Genomic DNA, 18,247 nt, shown 5'->3' on the forward strand with positions numbered 1-18,247 from the left:
GAAGTTACTTCGCCGGATCGAACATGCACTGAAGGGTCGGCTTGGCGATCTTGGTGAAGGTCGGGCCGATCTCGCTCTGCTTTGACGTCGGCACCCAATCGGTCTCGATCGTGGGCACGCCGGTCTCGCTGATGCCGCGCAGCAGCGCTTCGCGCAAATCGCGGTCCTCGACGACGGCGGCGGCATGGTCATGCAGGCAGCCGCAGACCTCTTCCGGGTGCTCCCAGCGCCCGAGCATGCGCGGCGCACATTGACGGACGAATTCGCTGCGTGGATCGGGCAGACGCGAGGGCGCGCGTACCTGCGCCTGCACGGAATTGATTGTCAGAAGGCAGATGAACGCTGCGGCGCTGAAACGAAGCGACATGATGGTGCTTGCCGGCTGATTTCTTGCGGGATCAGAAACGCGCGGCGACGACGATCGGCTGCTGCGCCGGCGTCATGACCGGCGTACCGCTGTACTGGAAGGTGCCGACACCCGGCAGATTGCCGTCGGGCATGCCCGCGAACGAGGAACCAGCCAGCACGAAGCCGAAAGCAAGGATGAAGCTGAGCGCGCGCATGGTCTTGTCCCTCAATTCCGCAGCCGACGATCCGCCGTCGTCGTTGTGACGCTGATAACCATGGGCGGTTTCGCGCGTGATGCGCCAAAAGCCGAAAATGGTTTCATCTTCCTGCGAATTGTTTCGTCCGGGCCGAGGCGACGAAACAATTCTCGGAAAATGCCAATCATTTCAGAGAGGACACCGGACGCCTCAAAACCGCCCGGCAGGCCGGAGCTGCGCGCAACGGCGCCGGCGCGCAGCGCGCCGTCATGCGTCCGCCTTGCACGCTTCACACGCGTTTTACGTTTTTCTGCTGAAGAGAAGCCAAACGAAGGCTGGATCCTGTCGAACCGGGAACGCTTCGGCCGCGACCCAAGCCATCGAAACCGAGACGCCTGGGAATCACGGGCGCATTCACGTGAGGAATGGCCATCATGATGGCACGAGATCGCGCAACGCCGCGCGAGGCGGACCAGCGGACGGACCGCGAGGGCCATGCGCCCGTCCGCAGCAGCGCCACTGCGAGAAACGAAATGGCGCTGCAATCGAGCCGCGGCTATGAGGCCGCGCCGCAAATGTTCGTACGGCTGACCGGCTCGCATCTAGCGAAACCGCGCGCCGGTCGCACCGTCGTCACTGAGTGAAGAATTCGCCGCATTTCTGGACGTTGGCGTCGGCAGGCCCCCACGGCATGATCGGCACCGTCGAAGTCGAGTTCTTCGGCGAGCCTTCGATCAGCTTGTCCGAATAGACCATGTAGACCAGCACGTTGCGCTTGGTGTCGCAGCCGCGCACGATCTGCATCTTCTTGAAGAACAGCGAGCGGCGCTGGCGGAACATGTCGTCGCCCTGCTCCATCTTGCCCTTGAACTTGATCGGACCGACCTGGCGGCAGGCGAGCGAGATGTCCGAGACCTCCTCGGCCAGACCGAGCCAGCCCTTGAACCCGCCCTTCTCCGGTATGGTGAAATGACAGGCGACGCCCTCGACCTCGGGGTCGTCGAGGCCATAGGTCGCAAGCTTGTCGTTCGGGCTCATCCATTTGAACACGGTGGAGCGGCGGAAGATCAGATCGGGCTCGTCGGCAGCTTGGGCAGACATTGTGGGCAGAGCCACGGCCAGGAGGAATAAAGCGAGGCCTTTCAAGCGGATGCCCGAGAGACCGGGGAAACGAGATGACATGAAGTTCTCCGGTAACAAGTCCTGGCAATGTAGGTATCGTCTGGCGGGTCAGGAAGACGACGGGGAGCCGGGCGCGGCCGCCGTTTACCGCTCCGTGAGGCTTTTTTGCTACGTCTTGGACAAAAGTAGCTGATGGCAGAACCGCCTTGCTGGTGAACGCGTATCCCCTCTGCGAGACTAACGTCTGATTTGGATTATGGATTCGAGGATGAATAGCGTGAACGGGTCCGGTTTTGCTGCCAAGCCGACGCGGCTCTGGCAGGTCGCCATTCTGACGGCGGCGGGTGTGCTCGGTACGGCGAGCCAGGCGGACGCGGCGTTCTACTACTGGACGGATTATTCCGACGGGTCCTACGCCTCCCGGCAGGATCGGCATCCCGACATCCCGCGCCAGAAGCCGCCGCAAAAGCGCGGCGCAGCGGGCAAGAAGGCGATCGTCCCCGAGAAGGAAGCCGGCACCAAGCCGCAAGGCCCCCTCGTCATCGTCGTCTCGATCGATCGGCAGAAGGTCACCGTCTACGATACCAACGGCGTGTTCGCGGAATCCCCGGTGTCGACCGGCATGAAGGGCCATTCGACGCCGATGGGTGTGTTCAGCGTCATCCAGAAGCACAAATTCCACCACTCCAACATCTACAGCGGCGCGCCGATGCCGTACATGCAGCGGATCACATGGTCCGGCGTCGCTATGCATGCCGGCGTGCTGCCGGGCTATCCCGCCTCGCACGGCTGCATCCGCATGCCGATGGCATTCGCGGTGAAGATGTGGAATTGGACCAAGATGGGCGCGCGCGTCATCGTCTCGCCCGGCGAGATGACGCCGCACAGCTTCCAGCATCCGCTGCTCGCTTCGGTGCGCGTGCCGCCGCAGCCCGCGGCGAGCCTCGAGCCGCAGACCAATGTCGGCGACAAGAGCGACAAGGGCGCCGCCGCCAAGGTCACTGAGGGCAAGTCAGCCGAGACCAAGACCGCCAGCGCCGACGCGGTGCTGGAACTGCGCTCGTCGGTCGGCCACACCGTGATGTCGGACGTGACCACGGGTAACGCGCCGGCGCGCGACGAAGTGGCGGCAACGGCTGACAAGGTTGACGCGCCCGCGAAGTCCGAGATGAAGACCGCCGAGGCATCGGACGCGGCCAAGCCGGCGAACGCCGAAGCCAAGCCCGGCGAGACCGCGGAAGCGCCCAAGGCGCCCGTGCAGACCGATGACAAGGTCGAGACGGCCAAGAGCGACACGACGAAGTCTGACGCGCCAAAGTCGGAGCCTGCGAAGACTGAAGCTGCCGATTCCGCCAAGAAGCCCGATGCGGCAACTGCCTCGCCCGACCCGAAGAAGGACGAGACGCGCATCGCCGATCCCGCGCCGGCGGCAAAGCCGGACGCCCCCAAGCGGGCCGGCCAGATCGCCGTCTTCATCAGCCGCAAGGATTCCAAGGTCTATGTGCGGCAGAATTTCGCGCCGCTGTTCGAGGCGCCCGTGACGATCGCCGCCAGCGACCGCCCGCTGGGCACGCATGTCTTCACCGCCGAGATCGACAAGGCCGACTCCAATGCGCTGCACTGGTCGGTGGTGTCGCTGCCCGTCACCGCCCGCTCCGCTGCGCGCGAGGACGACGGCCGCGTGACGCGCCGCAAGGGCGGCGCCGCCGTGATCCCGGTCGCCGCAAAGCCGGTGGTGACGCCGGACAGCCCGGCCGAAGCGCTCGACCGCATCTCCGTGCCCGCCGACACCATGGCGAAGATCAACGAGATGCTGACCACCGGCGGGTCGATCATCGTCTCCGACCAGGGCATCAACCAGGGTGAGACCGGCGAAGGCACCGATTTCATCGTCCGCCTGTACTAAGCGCTTTCGAGCGACGTCAGTACAGGCGTCCCATCGCTCCCGATAACGCGGTGTTGACGAGTCAGGTCGCGGCCGCGGAGTAACATGCGCCCCGGATCATTTCGGGGGACGCCGTCATGATGAATCGCAGGACCATGCTCGTCGCAGCGCTCGCAGGCACTGTCGCGCCGGTGACGCGCGCATTCGCCGATGCCGGCATGAGCCGGGTCTCGGCCTACGCCTTTTCCTTCCCCGCGCTGTCAGGCGACGACATCCGCCTCGCTGCATTCACCGGCAAGCCGCTATTGGTGGTGAACACCGCATCGCTCTGCGGCTACACCCCGCAATATGCGGGCCTGCAGGAGCTCTGGGGCGAGTTTCGCGCGCGCGGGCTCACCGTGATCGGCGTGCCCTCCAATGATTTCGGCGGACAGGAGCCCGGCGGCGCGAGCGAGATCACGGAGACCGCACACCACCAATATGGCGTGACCTTCCCGATCGCAGCCAAGGCCGTCGTGGTCGGCGCGAAGGCGCATCCGTTCTACAAATGGGCGGCAGAGGCGCGCCCACGGGAAGTTCCGCGCTGGAACTTCCACAAATACCTGATCGGCCGTGACGGCTATATCGCCGAGGTATTTCCGTCCTCGGTCGAGCCGGCCGACACACGGATCAAGACGGCCATTGCCAAAACCCTCGCCGATACGTGACGCACGCTGGCCCAATCCGGTTGGGCACAATTGTGGCGGGATGCCAAACAGGCGTTGCCATGGCGATGGCCCACCATCTAGGCTAGGATCGTTTGGGGCAGGATGGTTTTGCCGGAGGCAAAAAGCCACGGCGGAACAACGGGATCAATCTCGAGGACAACACCATGCGTGTGGCGGCAGGACTGATTTTGGCAAGCGCGATGTCTGTTGCGATGACGGGCGCCGCATGGTCGCAGACCCCGGCCGCAAAGCCCGCGGCCGCAACGCAAGCCGCACCGGCGGCAACGCCGGCCGCCGCACCGCCCGCTGCAGCTCCGGCTGCCGCGCCCGCAGCCGCTGCCGCGCCGGCAGGCTTCGTCAATCCGCCCCCGCCGAAGCAGGCGCCGCAGCCGGCGCGCGCGGCCTGCAACACCCAAGGCGCGCTCGGCGTTGCCCGCACCGTCGAGATCGACACCACGGGCGGCCCCGGCTTCGGCTTCGAGCACTTCAAGGAGCTCGACTTCCTGCGCGACAAGGAGGTGGTGCTGACCTTCGACGACGGCCCCTGGCCGAAGAACACGCCCGCCGTGCTGAAGGCGCTCGCCGACGAATGCACCACCGGCATCTTCTTCTCGATCGGCAAGCACGCGACCTATGAGCCCGAGATCCTGAAGCAGGTCTACGCGGCCGGCCACACGGTCGGCACCCACACCTGGTCGCACGCCAATCTCAACAACAAGAAGCTCACCGAAGCCCAGCGCAAGGAAGAGATCGAGAAGGGCATGTCCGCGGTGAAATGGGCGCTCGGCGGCATCTCGCCCTCGCCGTTCTTCCGCTTCCCGGCGCTGCAGCACCCGCCGGAGATGGTCACCTATCTCGGCAACCGCAACACGGCGATCTTCTCCTGCGATATCGACTCCTTCGACTTCAAGGCCTCCAAGCCCGAGAAGGTGGTGGAGACCGTGATGAAGAAGCTCGACAGCAAGGGCAAGGGCATCATCCTGATGCACGACTTCCAGAAGCACACGGCCGAAGCCCTTCCCGAACTGCTCAAGCGCCTGAAGGCCGGCGGCTACAAGGTGGTGGCGATGCGCGCCAAATTCCCGGCCTCGACGCTGCCCGAATACGACCAGGAGCTGATGAAGGACATCAAGCTGCCGACGGTGAGCAGCCGGCCGGTCAATTCCGTGGTGACGACCGTTTCCGAATAGCCGGCACTTGTCTCTTCGTCTCGAAGGCTACGTCATCGTCTCCGCGGACGGCATGCTCGCCGACGCGAGCCATGTCATGCCCGACACCCTGAAGTTCGAAGGCGACAAGCTGTTCTTCGAACAGGCGCTCGATCGCGCCGCATTGATCGTGCACGGCCGTCGCTCGCACGAGCAGCAGCCGAATTCGCCGAAGCGCAGGCGCCTGATCCTCACGCGCAAGATCAAGGCCCTCACCGTCGATCCCGAAATGCCCAATGCGACATTGTGGAATCCGGATCACGCGAGCTTCGAGGAGGCCTGTGCCTTCGCGGACGTCGCGTCCGGCATGGTTGCGATCATCGGCGGACCCGTCGTGTTCGACATGTTCATGGACCGCTACGACACGTTCTGGCTGTCGGAAGCCCCACACCTGCGCCTGCCGGGCGGCGAAGGCTGCTTTGTCGGCGTGCCCGAGCGGACGCCGCATGAGATCCTGGCGTCGCACGGAATGAATCCTGGCGCGCCCTACCTGCTCGATGCCGCGCATGACGTCACCGTGACGCCGTGGCGCCGCGCCTAACGCAGGCGGCCTGCGTTACGGCGTAGGCAAGTGATAGACCAGCGAGCAGCGCAGCGTGTGGATCGTGCCGCCCGCGCTGAGACTGGTGAACAAGCTATCCGTGAGATCATCGCGCGTCTCGACATGTGTCAGGCGATATTCGGCGCGGGCCGAGACCCTGTCGCTGAAGAAGCGCTCGAAGCCGCCGCCAAAAGTGGCGCCATGATATTCGCGCTCGGGGCTCGTGCTCTGAATTCCGAAGAAGCTGTAAGTGATGGACCGCGCGGTCGAGCCGCTGTAGCCGCCGAGCACATAGAGCATCGTCTCCGGCGAGACGAGATAGCCAACGCGGCCGCCGACGGTCCAGGCCCATTTCACCGACGCCAGATCCGACGTGACCGTCCCCCCTGCGCCAGCCCCCGTTGCCGTGACGCTGGCCCCGCCATTCGTGGCGAGATCGATCAGGCCGAAGGCGCCAACCACCCATCTTGGCGCGATCTGACGATCGTAGCCGATGGTGAAGGTGCCGCCGACGTCCGCGCCGCCGAGACCAGCCGCGTTGAAATCCAGCGCTCCGGGGATCGATGCCGCCACATGAGGTGTGACGGCATCGCCGCCGATGCCCGCGCCGACATAGACGCCGGTCCACGCCGGATTGATCGCCGACGCGGCCGCTGCGGTCGTCGCGGGACCGCCAAACTGGCCAAACCGGTAGGCCGCGCCAATCCGGATCACATGCTCCGACAGGTCGGTGGTCCAGACCGGGCCAAGCGGATCGACGGTCGTGTTGTGCCCGAGGTCGACATAGCGATACTCGCCGCGCAGCGACCAGTTGTTGGCGAGGCGATATTCCACGCCGGCACCCACCGTATAGCCGTGCGAGGTCTGGGCGGATTCCTGTGCCGTGAACGAGGGACCGCCGATGATCGTGTAAGTGACGCTCCAGTTGTTGATGCGCATCTGGCTGTAGCCGGCGAGGCCGTAGAGCAGGATATCAGGCGTCGCCAGAAATCCTGCACGGCCACCGATGGTCCAGCCCTGGTCGAGCGACGGCATGACTGCCGTGGCGATCTGCCCGAAGGCATTCCCGCCCACGCTCACAGTCGTCCGCTGGCGCGACCAATCGTAGTCGACGAAGCCGCCAACCACGAAACGCGGCGCAACATGGACGTCGAAGCCGACGAACGCGGACAATCCGAGATCGGCGCCCTGAAGACCGTCGAGGCTGAACAGCGAGGGACCACCGCCAACGGGCGTCAGGTTCGAGCGTCCCGATGCGAAGTCGAAGCCAAGTCCCGCACCGACATAGAACTGGGTCCAGTTGGCAACGGGTGCCACGAGGGGCCGCGCCTTCACGGGCAGATCGGCGGCATGGACCGCCGTGACGGCAAAGGCGGCGACCTGCGCGGCTCCGAGCAAGGTCACCGCACGTACCAGCCTTCGCTTCGAATGAACCAAGTCTCGCCCCCGTCGCCCCGTGCCGGTCGCGCCCATGCAACCGGTCGAGCCGTCGTATTCGGTTCCGGGAGAGTCCGACAAGGCTAGAAACGCGCGCGCTCCTCAGCGGCTGCCATTATGTGGAACCGCTGTGATCTCAAAGCCATAACGTGTGAACGAAGGTTCACGCCACGCGCATCTGCGCGTGCCGCGTCGGCTACACGTCGCCGTAAGCCGCCTCGGCCGGACGCGTGGTGCGGCCATAGCCGATGATCATGCAGAGCGCACCGATGATCGAGAGGTTCTTGAGCGCGTCGACCAGCATCTTGGCGTTGTCGGGCGGCACCTGATTCCAGAAATCGTAGAACAGCACGGTCGCAACGGCGACGTAGACGATCAGCAGCATCGCAAAGAAGCGCGCGCCGAAATTCAGCGCGATCATCAGCCCGGCGATGATCTCGAGCCCGCCGACCGCAATCGCCAGCAGCTGCGGCGTGGTCATGGCGGTCGCCGTCTCGACCTGCTTGGCGTAGGGCGCGATCGCGTCGGGCACCACCAACTTGGTGGCGATGTAATCGGCTGTTGCCTGGATGGCGAAGAGCTTGGTGGCGCCCGTGTAGATGAACAGCACGGCGAACAAGATCCGCCCGAAAGTCACGAACGCTGGCATGATCGGCCTCTTGGCTCAGGCTTTTTGAAATTGGAACTTGGACTACGCGATTATGGAGAGTCCGTTTGCGGTTTTCAAACGGGGAAATGGAAAACTGCAAGCAATTCAAAAGTTGGCGGCGCGGGTGCTGCGATGGCGCTCCCTAGCGGAATCGAACCATAGCAGCGCGTTCTGCCCGCCCTCTCCGCGTCATGGCCGGGCTCGACCCGGCCATCCACGACTTGCCCGGCCGAACAAAGAACGTGGATGCCCGGGACAAGCCCGGGCATGACGCGTTCGCGAAAGCGTCGACCTTACGTGAACAGCGTCGGCTGCTGCCTCGCCGCGCGCTCCTGCGCTTCCACGACTGCCACCGCGGTCATGTTGAGGATGCCGCGCGCGGTCACCGAGGGGGTGAGGATGTGCGCCGGGCGCGCCGGCCCGACCAGGATCGGACCGACGGGCAGCGCGTCCGCCAGCGACTTGATCATCTGATAGGCGACGTTGGCGGTGTCGAGGGTCGGCATGATCATGATGTTGGCTTCGCCCTCGAGCTTGGAGTGCGGCAACACCATGCGGCGCGCAGCGGCGGAGAGCGCGGTGTCGCCCTGCATCTCGCCGTCGGCCTCGATCTCCGGGTGCTTCTCCTTCAGGAGCTGCGTCGCCCGGCGCATCTTGCGCGAGGATTCGGTGTCGTAGCTGCCGAAATCGGAGTGCGAGACGAAGGCGATCTTCGGCTTGATGTTGAAGCGCTGGACGTGCACCGCGGCGAGCGAGGCGATCTCGGCGAGCTCTTCCGCGCTCGGATTGGGGCGGACCTGCGTATCTGCGATGAAGAAGGCACCCTTGCTGGTGATCAGCAGCGCCAGCGCGGCGTAGTCGCTGATCCCCGGCGAGAAGCCGACGATCTCGCGGACATGGCGCAGATGGCTCATGTAGCGGCCCTCGACGCCGCAGAGCATCGCGTCCGCCTCCCCGCGCGTGACCGCGAGCGCCGCGATCACCGTGTTGTTGGTGCGCACCACCGTGCGCGCCGCATCCGGCGTCACGCCGCGGCGGCCGGCGACCTCGACATAGGACTGCACGTAGGAGCGATAGCGCGGATCGTCTTCGGGATTGACGAGATCGAAATCCTTGCCCGCCTTGATCGACAGGCCGAAGCGCTTGATGCGCGCCTCGACGACCGAGGGGCGGCCGACCAGGATCGGCGTCGCCAGCTTTTCTTCCAGCACCACCTGCGTCGCGCGGAGCACGCGCTCGTCCTCGCCTTCGGCGTAGATCACGCGCACCGGCTGGGTCTTGGCCTTGGCGAACATCGGCTTCATGACGAGGCCGGAGCGGAAGGCGAAGCGCTCGAGCAGCGCGGTATATTCGTCGAAATTGGTGATGGGCCGCGTCGCGACGCCCGATTCCATCGCAGCCTTCGCCACGGCCGGCGCGATGCGCAGGATCAACCTGGGATCAAAGGGGCTGGGGATCAGCGAGCCCGGGCCGAAGCCCTGCGTCTCGCCGGTGTCGAAGCCCTGCGCGACCGCATCGGACGGGGCCTCGCGCGCGAGCTGCGCGATGGCTTCGACCGCGGCATGCTTCATCTCCTCGTTGATGGCGCTGGCGCCGACATCAAGCGCGCCGCGGAAGATGAAGGGGAAGCACAGGACGTTGTTGACCTGGTTCGGATAGTCGGAGCGGCCGGTGCAGATCATCGCGTCGGGGCGCACCTTGCGCGCCTCCTCCGGCATGATCTCCGGCGTCGGGTTGGCGAGCGCCATGATCAGCGGCTTGTCGCCCATTGCCTGCGCCATCTCCGGCTTGAGCACGCCCGGTGCCGACAGCCCGATGAAGATGTCGGCGCCGCCGATGACGTCGCCGAGCGTGCGCTTGTCGGTCTTCTGCGCATAGACCGCCTTCCAGCGGTCCATCGAGGTGTTACGGCCCTCATGGACGAGGCCGTCGATGTCGCAGACCCAGATGTTCTTGCGCTGCGCGCCCATCGACACCAGCAGGTTCAGTGTCGCGATCGCCGCGGCCCCCGCCCCCGACGCCACGATCTTGACGTCCGATAGCTTCTTGCCGTTCAGCCGGAGGCCGTTGGTGATGGCGGCGGCGACGATGATGGCGGTGCCGTGCTGGTCGTCATGGAAGACCGGGATCTTCATGCGCTCCTTCAGCCGCGCCTCGATCTCGAAGCACTCCGGCCCGCGGATGTCTTCCAGGTTGATGCCGCCGAAAGTCGGCTCGAGCGCCGCCACGGTCTCGACCACGCGGTCGATGGTGTCGGCGGCGATCTCGATGTCGAACACGTCGATGCCGGCGAACTTCTTGAACAGGACCGCCTTGCCCTCCATCACCGGCTTGGAGGCCAGCGGGCCGATATTGCCGAGCCCGAGCACTGCGGTGCCGTTCGAGACCACGGCGACCAGATTGGCGCGGGTGGTCAGCGTGGCGGCCTCGGCCGGGTTCTTGGCGATCTCGGTGCAGGCCGCGGCGACGCCGGGAGAATAGGCAAGCGCGAGGTCGCGCTGGTTGGCAAGCGGCTTGCTTGCCTGGATCTCGAGCTTTCCGGGGCGCGGCAGACGATGGTAGGCGAGCGCCGCCTGGTGGAGATCATCAGAATAGGACGACATGCGGTGTCTCGCCTCGCGTTACCGGCCTCAAAATGCACGATCCGGAGCGGTCGTCCAAGCGGGCGATATTTCCGGGTCGTGGAAACGGGATGAAGCACGGCCGCAGGCCCGGTGGCAACATCCGATTGCGGCCCCATCAACAGGGCGCATGGTCAAATATCTGATAGCGCTAGCTTTCCGCTAGCTTTCTCTGGACCGCGCCGCGCTTCCCGAATATGGCAGGTTGCGCGGTGCAAAACGAGCAACTGGAGCTGGGAATGAAGCGGATCCTGATCGGCCTGGTCGTGGCAGCCGCGCTCGCCGCCGGCGGCTGGTTCGGCTTCAACCTCTACGTCCAGCACCGCGCCACGGCCGAGGTCGAGGCCGCCTTCGAGCGGATGCGCAGCGGTGGCGGCAAGGCGAGCCATGGCAAGATCACGTTCGAGCTCGCCACCCGGACGCTGACGATCGAGGATATCGCGGTCGAGCCCACCCAGCCCGAGCTGGCCAACGTCAAGGTCGCAAAGGTCACCGCCGTCGGCATACGCCAGCCGGACGAGGCCCATTTCTCGGCCGACAGCATCGAGGTATCCGGGGTCGAAGCCGCCTTCACATACACAGAGCGGACGAAGCTGAAGGCGAGCTACAAGATCCCCGAGATCACCGCGCGCGACTTTTCCGGTCCCACCCGTGCGGCCAGCGCTCCGCTGTCCGGCACGGTCATCGACATGTACCGCTTCATCCTCGCGCAATACGCGACCATCTCGGCGTCCTCGATCGTGGCGCCGACCATCGCGGCGACCGTCGATGCGGGCGCCGGCAAGGCCGGCAGCGGAGACTTCCTCTATTCCGGTCTAGAGGTCCGGAACATCAATCGCGGCAAGGTCGAAACGGCGAAGACGGACCGTATCACCTACTCGCTCGATGTGACCCAGCCGGGCAAGCCCGAGAAAATGAAGGGCGAGCTATCCGGTCTGGCTGTCTACGATTTCGACGGCCACACATTGGCGGCTGCGCTCGATCCGCAAGGGTCGAGCGACGACAGTTTCCGCAGGATCTATCGACGCGTCGCGGCCGCTTCCTACGCGGTGACAATGGCGGCAGGCGTGCGCGTTCAAATCGCCGATGTCGGCATCGACGACATCGCGATCCGGCCCTCGAAATTCCGTCCGGCTGAAATCATGGCGCTGGTGCCGGCTGACGGCTCGATCCCGACGCCGGCGCAGTCGCGCGACATGATCGAGAAGGTGGCCGACTTTTTCGACGGCTTTCAGATCGGCAAGGCCGAAATCGGCAAGCAAACCATCGAGACGCCGCAAGGGACGGCGAGGCTCAACGCCGTCAAATACGATCCGGAGAAGATCGCGCTGGAAGGCCTCGATATGCCGATGCCGCAGGGGCAGCTCAAGATGGAGCGCTTTGCACTGAAGTCCTTCAGCGCGGCCAATCTGATGCGCTGGGCGGCAAGCGTCAGGACATCCGGTCAGACGCCCTCTCCGGACCAGATGATGGGACTGTTCCGCGTGCTCGAGGGCGCCGAGATCAAGGGCGTGGTCTCGCCCTACAAGAACACCCGGCAGCTCATCACCATCGACACGATCAGCTTGAACTGGGGGCAGCTGGTCGGCTCGGTCCCGACCAAGGCCAACCTCGTCGTAAAGATGGTGACGCCCACCGATCCCGCCAATCCGGCGCAGCGGCCGCTGATCATGGCCGGCGTGGACAAGCTCGCGATCGACCTCGATCTCGGCGCCGCCTGGACGGAGTCGTCGGGCGCCTTCGCGCTCGCTCCGGCCACGCTCGATCTCGGCAATCTCGCGCGGGCGCAGGCGAGCCTCGCGCTCGCCAACGTGCCGCGCGGCCTGTTCACCACGACAGATCCGATGGAGGCCATGGGTCATTTGGCGGAGGCCGAGACCGGCGCGATCGAGCTCTCGCTGCACGACAGCGGCGTGGTCGATCTCGTGGTGGCGCAGTTCTCGCGGATGCAGAACCTCAGTCGCGACGCCGCGCGCAGCAAGATCGTCGAGATGATCCGCGCCCAGGGCGAGCGGATCGCCGCCTCCAATCCCGACACCAGGGTTGCCGTGGACGCGCTCGCCGGCTTCGTCGAGACCTCGGGGCAGACGCTGACGATCAGGCTGACGCCACTCGGCAAGGTGCCGGTGATCCAGCTCTTGGACGCGCTGAGCGACGAGCCGATCGTCGCGCTGGCGCAGTTCAGGATCGAGGCGTCGACGGGGCTGTAGATCGAGTTGTCGCGTGTCCCGGACGCGCTGCGGCACGCAGTGACGCTGCGCAGAGCCGGGACCTAGAAAGCTTGTTACTCGCGGAGACATGGGCCCCGGCTCAGCAGCGCACCACTAACGTGCTGCGCTGCGTCCGGGGCACGAGCAACCGGCTCGCCTCACTTCTGCGGCAGGTTCACCCGCACATGCAGCTCGCGGAGCTGCTTTGTCGTCGCTTCCGACGGCGCGCCCATCAGGAGGTCCATCGCCTGCTGGTTCATCGGGAACAGCGAGATCTCGCGCAGGTTCGTGGTGCCGCAGAGCAGCATCACGATGCGGTCGACACCCGCGGCCATGCCGCCATGTGGCGGCGCGCCATACTGGAACGCGCGGTACATGCCGCCGAAGCGGTCGACCACTTCCTGCTCGCCGTAGCCGGCGATCTCGAACGCCTTCACCATGGCTTCCGGCACGTGGTTGCGGATGCCGCCCGAGGCGATCTCGTAGCCGTTGCAGGTGATGTCGTACTGGAACGCCTTGATGGTCAGCGGATCCTGGCCCTTCAGCGCGTCCAGGCCGCCCTGCGGCATCGAGAACGGGTTGTGCGAGAAGTCGACCTTCTTGTCGTCCTCGTTGTACTCGTACATCGGGAAGTCGACGATCCAGGCGAGCTCGAACCGCTCCTTGTCGGTGAGGTTCAACTCCTCGCCGACCTTGTTGCGGGCAAGGCCTGAGAACTTCCAGAACTTGTCGGGATCGCCGGCGACGAAGAAGGCGGCATCGCCCTCCTTGGTGCCGATCTGCGCGCGGATCGCCGCGGTGCGCTCAGGCCCGATGTTGTTCGCAAGCGGACCAGCGCCCTCGCCGCCCTCGCGCCACATGATGTAGCCGAGGCCGGGCTGGCCTTCGCCCTGCGCCCACGAGTTCATGCGGTCGCAGAACGCGCGGCTGCCGCCGCCCGTGGCCGGGATCGCCCAGACCTGGTTCTTGGGATCTTCGAGCATGCGCGCAAAGACCTTGAAGCCGCTTCCGCGGAAGTGCTCGGAGACGTCCTGCATCTCGATGGGGTTGCGCAGGTCCGGCTTGTCGCTGCCGTACTTCCGCAGCGCCTCGGCGAACGGAATGCGGCGCCAGTTCTTGCTCACCGGCTTGCCCTTGGCGAACTCCTCGAACACGCCGGTGATCACGGGCTCCATCGCCGCGAACACGTCTTCCTGCGTGACAAAGCTCATCTCGACGTCGAGCTGGTAGAACTCGCCCGGCAGACGGTCGGCGCGCGGGTCCTCGTCGCGGAAGCAGGGCGCGATCTGGAAGTAGCGGTCGAAGCCCGACATCATCAGCAGCTGCTTGTACTGCTGCGGCGCCTGCGGCAGCGCGTAGAACTTGCCGGGATGGATGCGCGAGGGCACCAGGAAGTCGCGCGCGCCCTCCGGCGAGGACGCGGTCAGGATCGGCGTGTTGAACTCGAAGAAGCCCTGCCCCTCCATGCGCCGGCGCATCGACTTGATGATCTCGACGCGGGTCATGATGTTCTGGTGCAGCTTCTCGCGACGCAGGTCGAGGAAGCGGTACTTCAGGCGGATGTCTTCGGGGTATTCCTGGTCGCCGAACACCGGCAGCGGCAGGTCGCCGGCCGGGCCCAGCACCTCGATCTCGCTGACATAGATCTCGATCTTGCCGGTCGGCAGCTCGTCATTGTCGGTGCCATCGGGGCGGCGGCGGACCTTGCCGTCCATCTTGACCACGAATTCCGAGCGCAGCTTTTCGGCCAGCGAGAACGCCGGCGAGTCCGGGTCGACCACGCACTGGGTCAGGCCGTAATGGTCGCGCAAATCGATGAACAGCACGCCGCCATGGTCGCGAACGCGATGGACCCAGCCCGAGAGGCGGATGGTCTCGCCGATGTTGCTCTCGCGGAGCGCGCCGCATGTATGTGACCGGTAGCGATGCATGGTCGTCCCAAAATCAATGTCGGAGGAAGCGAATCGGACGGCCTGAAACGACCGGTCCGAAGTTGCGGCAGGGTTTACCCGACGAGGCGGGGGGCGGCAACCAAGGGAACGGCCTGATTTGGGCTAGAAGCGCCCATTTTTGGCCGATCTGGCCTCAAGGCTTTGCCATCAGGTGTTCCCCGCCTATCTTTACCTCCATGACCGTCCATTTCCCCTTCCAGAACTCGTATTCGGCCCTGCCGGACAGCTTCTTTGCCCGCGTCGCGCCGACCCCTGTCGCCGCCCCCCGGCTGATCAAGCTGAACCGCCCGCTGGCGGTCCAGCTCGGGCTCGATCCGGACCTCCTGGAGACCCCTGAGGGGGCCGAAATCCTGGCCGGCAAGACCGTCCCCGCCGGGGCCGATCCCATCGCCATGGCCTATGCCGGCCACCAGTTCGGGCAGTTCGTGCCCCAGCTCGGTGACGGCCGCGCCATCCTGCTCGGCGAGGTCATCGACCGGGACGGCGTCCGCCGCGACATCCAGCTCAAGGGCTCGGGCCCCACCCCGTTCTCCCGCCGCGGCGATGGCCGCGCGGCGCTCGGGCCGGTCCTGCGCGAATACATCGTCAGCGAGGCGATGTTTGCGCTGGGCATCCCGACCACGCGCTCGCTCGCCGCCGTCGTCACCGGCGAGCACGTCATCCGCGAGACCGCCCTGCCCGGCGCGGTGCTGACCCGCGTTGCCTCCAGCCATATCCGCGTCGGTACCTTCCAGTTCTTCGCCGTCCGCCGCGACACCGGGGCGATCCGCCGGCTCGCCGATCACGTCATCGCCCGTCACTATCCGCACCTGCTGCATGCGGCGCGGCCCTATCACGACCTGCTCGCGGCCGTCGTCGCGCGCCAGGCCGATCTCGTCGCGCGTTGGCTCTTGGTCGGCTTCATCCACGGCGTGATGAACACTGACAACTCGTCGATCTCGGGCGAGACCATCGACTACGGCCCCTGCGCCTTCATGGACGCCTACAATCCTTCGCAGGTGTTCTCCTCGATCGACGAGATGGGCCGCTACGCCTACGCCAACCAGCCGCGCATCGCGCTGTGGAATCTGACGCGCCTCGCCGAATGCCTGCTGCCGCTGTTCTCGGACGACCAGGAGAAGGCGGTCGCCGAGGCCCAGGACATTCTCGGCGCCTTCGGCGAGATCTTCAGCGACGCCTATCAGGCCGGCCTGCGCAAGAAGGTCGGCCTATTCACGGAGCGCGACGGTGACGAGGCGCTGATCCAGGACCTGCTCGATGCCATGGCGAAGAACCAGGCCGACTTCACCCTCACCTTCCGCAAGCTCGGCGACGCCGCGGCCGATGACGGCACTGATGTGCGCGCGCAGTTCATGGAGCCCGCCGCCTTCGACGAATGGGCCGGCCGCTGGCGCGCGCGCATCGCGCTGGAGCCGCAGAGCGCAGCCGAGCGGCAAGCCGCAATGCACGCCGTCAACCCGATCTTCATCCCGCGCAACCACCGCGTCGAGGCCGTGATCCAGGCCGCGGTGAACAACAACGACTACGCGCCGTTCGAGGAATTGGTGAAGGTGCTGGCAAAGCCGTTCGAGGACCAGCCGGATGACGCCGCCTACGCCGATCCGCCGCTGCCGGACCAGCGGGTGCTGCAGACGTTCTGCGGGACGTAGCGACGATTCCCGGTGCGTAGGGTGGATTAGCCGAAGGCTGCGCGAAGCGCAGTCCGCTGGCGTAATCCACCACTTTTCCGAACGAGTCGAAAGCAAGGAGGTGGATTACGCTTCGCTAATCCACCCTACGGACCGGCGCAACCTTCATACCCGCTCGCCAAACTCGCCGACAGCCTTCACGTCGCCGCCCCAATCCGCCGGAAACAATCCCTCGCGGACATCGCGGTGAAACGACGAGTACGGCCAGTCGCCTACCTTCGAGACATAACCGTGCTTGACGGGATTGTACTAGCAATACTCGACATGGCGCGCATAGTCGGCTTCGTCACGAATGAGATGCTCCCAAAACCGACGTTGCCAGATGCCGCGCTCGTTGCGTGCCGCACGAACCGCGCTCAGCCGTTCGGTCGACGGTAGCGACTTGGCGAAGCGTGTCTTGATCAAGCGCCAACGCACCGAAAAATTGGAGTCGCCTGGCGGCAATTGCCAAATCGCGTGGAGATGATCCGGAAGAACCACGAAAGCGTCGATCTCGAAGGAATGGCTTTGACGTGTTGCGGCGACTGCGCGCCGCAGAATGTCGATCTGGTCGGTCAAGAGAGCCTTGCGCCGATCGAGCAGATTCACGGTGAAGAACCAGCATCCTCCGGGGACGAATGCACGGCGGTAATCGGACATCTGCAACCGATATCACAACTTGAAGTTGGCCCACAGTGGTGGATTACGCCTTCGGCTAATCCACCCTACGGCCTTGGCCGTTGTGGACACGGGAACCGCTGTCATCAAACTGAAACACACGCGCTCTAACGGGCTGGCAGGGTCGTCTTGCCGGAGGCGCCCATCCTCCAACCGTCCCGACAAAGCGTGCCATGCCCTTCAAGTTCATCCACATCACCGACACGCATCTCGCGAACCCCGGGCTGAAGCTCTATGGGCTCGATCCGCGCGCCCGGCTGGATGCGGCGATCGCCGACATCAACAAGCACCAGTCCGATGCCGCCTTCGCAGTCGTGACCGGCGATCTCACCCATTGGGGCGAGGCTGAATCCTACGCCAATTTCGCCGACGCGATGGCTGCGCTGAAAATCCCGTACATCGCCATGGTCGGCAATCACGACAAGCGCGTCGCCTGCCTCGACGGTCTTCGCTCCGCGCCGCGCGATCCCAACGGGTTCGTGCAGGGCACCCGCACCACCGAGCACGGCCTGTTCGTCTTCCTGGACACGCTGGACGAGACCAGCCACGCCGGCGAGATGTGCGGAAAGCGCCTCGGCTGGCTCGCGAGCACGCTGGCGGCCGCGCCCGCCGACCAGCAATTCGTCGTGTTCATGCACCACCCGCCCTTCCCGGTCGGCGTCCACGCCATGGACGAGATCGCGCTGAAGCAGAGCGCCGAATTCGCCGAAGCGATCGCGCCGTATCGATCCCGCATCCGCCACCTGTTCTTCGGCCATGTGCACCGGCCGATCTTCGGCAGCTACGGCAACATCCCGTTCTCGACGCTGCGCGGCACCAACCATCAGGTCTGGTTCGAGCTCGACGCCAAGGCCACCGACCATCTGGCGAGCCACGAGCCGCCGGCCTATGGCGTCGTCCTGATCGACGATCAGAACCTCGTCGTGCACAGCCACGATTTCCTCGACACCAGTCTGCGCTTCCCCTTCGAGCCACCGGCAGGAGTGGATGGCCGCGACTATGCGCTCAATTTCCCGGCGCGATGA

General features: G+C 65.3%; 15 protein-coding genes and 1 pseudogene. 7 read left to right on the forward strand and 9 right to left on the reverse strand.

From position 1 onward, the window contains the following. Window positions 1-4 precede the first annotated feature (4 nt). From JQ617_RS18625 to JQ617_RS18640, 4 genes are all read right to left on the reverse strand, one after another. Window positions 5-367, reverse strand: coding sequence for a hypothetical protein (locus JQ617_RS18625; protein ID WP_212027579.1), 363 nt, complete (start codon window positions 365-367; stop codon window positions 5-7). A gap of 31 nt (window positions 368-398) precedes the next feature. Continuing rightward, a complete protein-coding gene (locus JQ617_RS18630; protein ID WP_167358220.1) occupies window positions 399-563 on the reverse strand; it encodes a hypothetical protein in 165 nt (54 codons plus the stop codon). Between the two features lie 11 nt (window positions 564-574). Beyond that, entirely contained in the window at window positions 575-1,042 is a 468-nt protein-coding gene (locus JQ617_RS18635; protein WP_212027580.1) for a hypothetical protein, read from the reverse strand. Between the two features lie 136 nt (window positions 1,043-1,178). After that, on the reverse strand, window positions 1,179-1,727 hold the full coding sequence (locus JQ617_RS18640) for a CreA family protein (protein WP_212027581.1): 549 nt from the start codon (window positions 1,725-1,727) through the stop codon (window positions 1,179-1,181). Window positions 1,728-1,935: 208 nt separating this feature from the next. On the opposite strand from JQ617_RS18640, the gene JQ617_RS18645 reads away from it, so the two are divergent. From JQ617_RS18645 to JQ617_RS18660, 4 genes are all read left to right on the forward strand, one after another. Beyond that, window positions 1,936-3,573, forward strand: a complete 1,638-nt coding sequence (locus JQ617_RS18645) for a L,D-transpeptidase family protein (RefSeq protein WP_212027582.1) — start codon at window positions 1,936-1,938, stop codon at window positions 3,571-3,573. 116 nt (window positions 3,574-3,689) lie between these two features. Beyond that, a complete protein-coding gene (locus JQ617_RS18650) occupies window positions 3,690-4,259 on the forward strand; it encodes a glutathione peroxidase (protein ID WP_212027583.1) in 570 nt (189 codons plus the stop codon). 164 nt (window positions 4,260-4,423) lie between these two features. Then, window positions 4,424-5,449, forward strand: a complete 1,026-nt coding sequence (locus JQ617_RS18655) for a polysaccharide deacetylase family protein (protein WP_212027584.1) — start codon at window positions 4,424-4,426, stop codon at window positions 5,447-5,449. Between the two features lie 7 nt (window positions 5,450-5,456). Beyond that, window positions 5,457-6,008, forward strand: coding sequence for a dihydrofolate reductase family protein (locus JQ617_RS18660; protein WP_212027585.1), 552 nt, complete (start codon window positions 5,457-5,459; stop codon window positions 6,006-6,008). A gap of 15 nt (window positions 6,009-6,023) precedes the next feature. Here the strand turns inward: JQ617_RS18660 and JQ617_RS18665 are convergent, their stop codons facing one another. From JQ617_RS18665 to JQ617_RS18675, 3 genes are all read right to left on the reverse strand, one after another. Beyond that, window positions 6,024-7,412, reverse strand: a complete 1,389-nt coding sequence (locus JQ617_RS18665; protein ID WP_349630635.1) for an outer membrane protein — start codon at window positions 7,410-7,412, stop codon at window positions 6,024-6,026. Between the two features lie 229 nt (window positions 7,413-7,641). Further along, the gene (locus JQ617_RS18670; protein ID WP_212027586.1) at window positions 7,642-8,094 is read right to left on the reverse strand and encodes a DoxX family membrane protein; all 453 of its coding nucleotides are present in this window, start codon (window positions 8,092-8,094) and stop codon (window positions 7,642-7,644) included. A 293-nt stretch (window positions 8,095-8,387) separates the two neighbouring features. After that, window positions 8,388-10,697, reverse strand: coding sequence for an NADP-dependent malic enzyme (locus tag JQ617_RS18675; protein ID WP_212027587.1), 2,310 nt, complete (start codon window positions 10,695-10,697; stop codon window positions 8,388-8,390). Window positions 10,698-10,954: 257 nt separating this feature from the next. Between JQ617_RS18675 and JQ617_RS18680 the strand changes: the two genes are divergently transcribed. Continuing rightward, window positions 10,955-12,925 (forward strand): aq_1923 C-terminal domain, encoded by a 1,971-nt coding sequence (locus JQ617_RS18680; RefSeq protein WP_212027588.1) that lies wholly within the window; start codon window positions 10,955-10,957, stop codon window positions 12,923-12,925. Window positions 12,926-13,083: 158 nt separating this feature from the next. Here the strand turns inward: JQ617_RS18680 and aspS are convergent, their stop codons facing one another. Beyond that, entirely contained in the window at window positions 13,084-14,856 is a 1,773-nt protein-coding gene (aspS, locus tag JQ617_RS18685) for an aspartate--tRNA ligase (RefSeq protein WP_166816645.1), read from the reverse strand. A gap of 197 nt (window positions 14,857-15,053) precedes the next feature. Here aspS and JQ617_RS18690 point away from each other — a divergent pair, with 197 nt between their 5' ends. Beyond that, a complete protein-coding gene (locus tag JQ617_RS18690) occupies window positions 15,054-16,526 on the forward strand; it encodes a protein adenylyltransferase SelO (RefSeq protein ID WP_212027589.1) in 1,473 nt (490 codons plus the stop codon). Between the two features lie 144 nt (window positions 16,527-16,670). Here the strand turns inward: JQ617_RS18690 and JQ617_RS18695 are convergent. Continuing rightward, a pseudogene (locus JQ617_RS18695) lies at window positions 16,671-17,204 on the reverse strand (REP-associated tyrosine transposase). Between the two features lie 191 nt (window positions 17,205-17,395). On the opposite strand from JQ617_RS18695, the gene JQ617_RS18700 reads away from it, so the two are divergent. Next, window positions 17,396-18,247 carry a phosphodiesterase gene (locus tag JQ617_RS18700; RefSeq protein ID WP_212027590.1) on the forward strand — a complete coding sequence of 284 codons (852 nt, stop codon included), beginning with the start codon at window positions 17,396-17,398 and terminating at the stop codon, window positions 18,245-18,247.

The sequence above is a fragment of the Bradyrhizobium sp. KB893862 SZCCT0404 genome, assembly GCF_018130885.1.
Taxonomy (GTDB): domain Bacteria; phylum Pseudomonadota; class Alphaproteobacteria; order Rhizobiales; family Xanthobacteraceae; genus Bradyrhizobium; species Bradyrhizobium stylosanthis.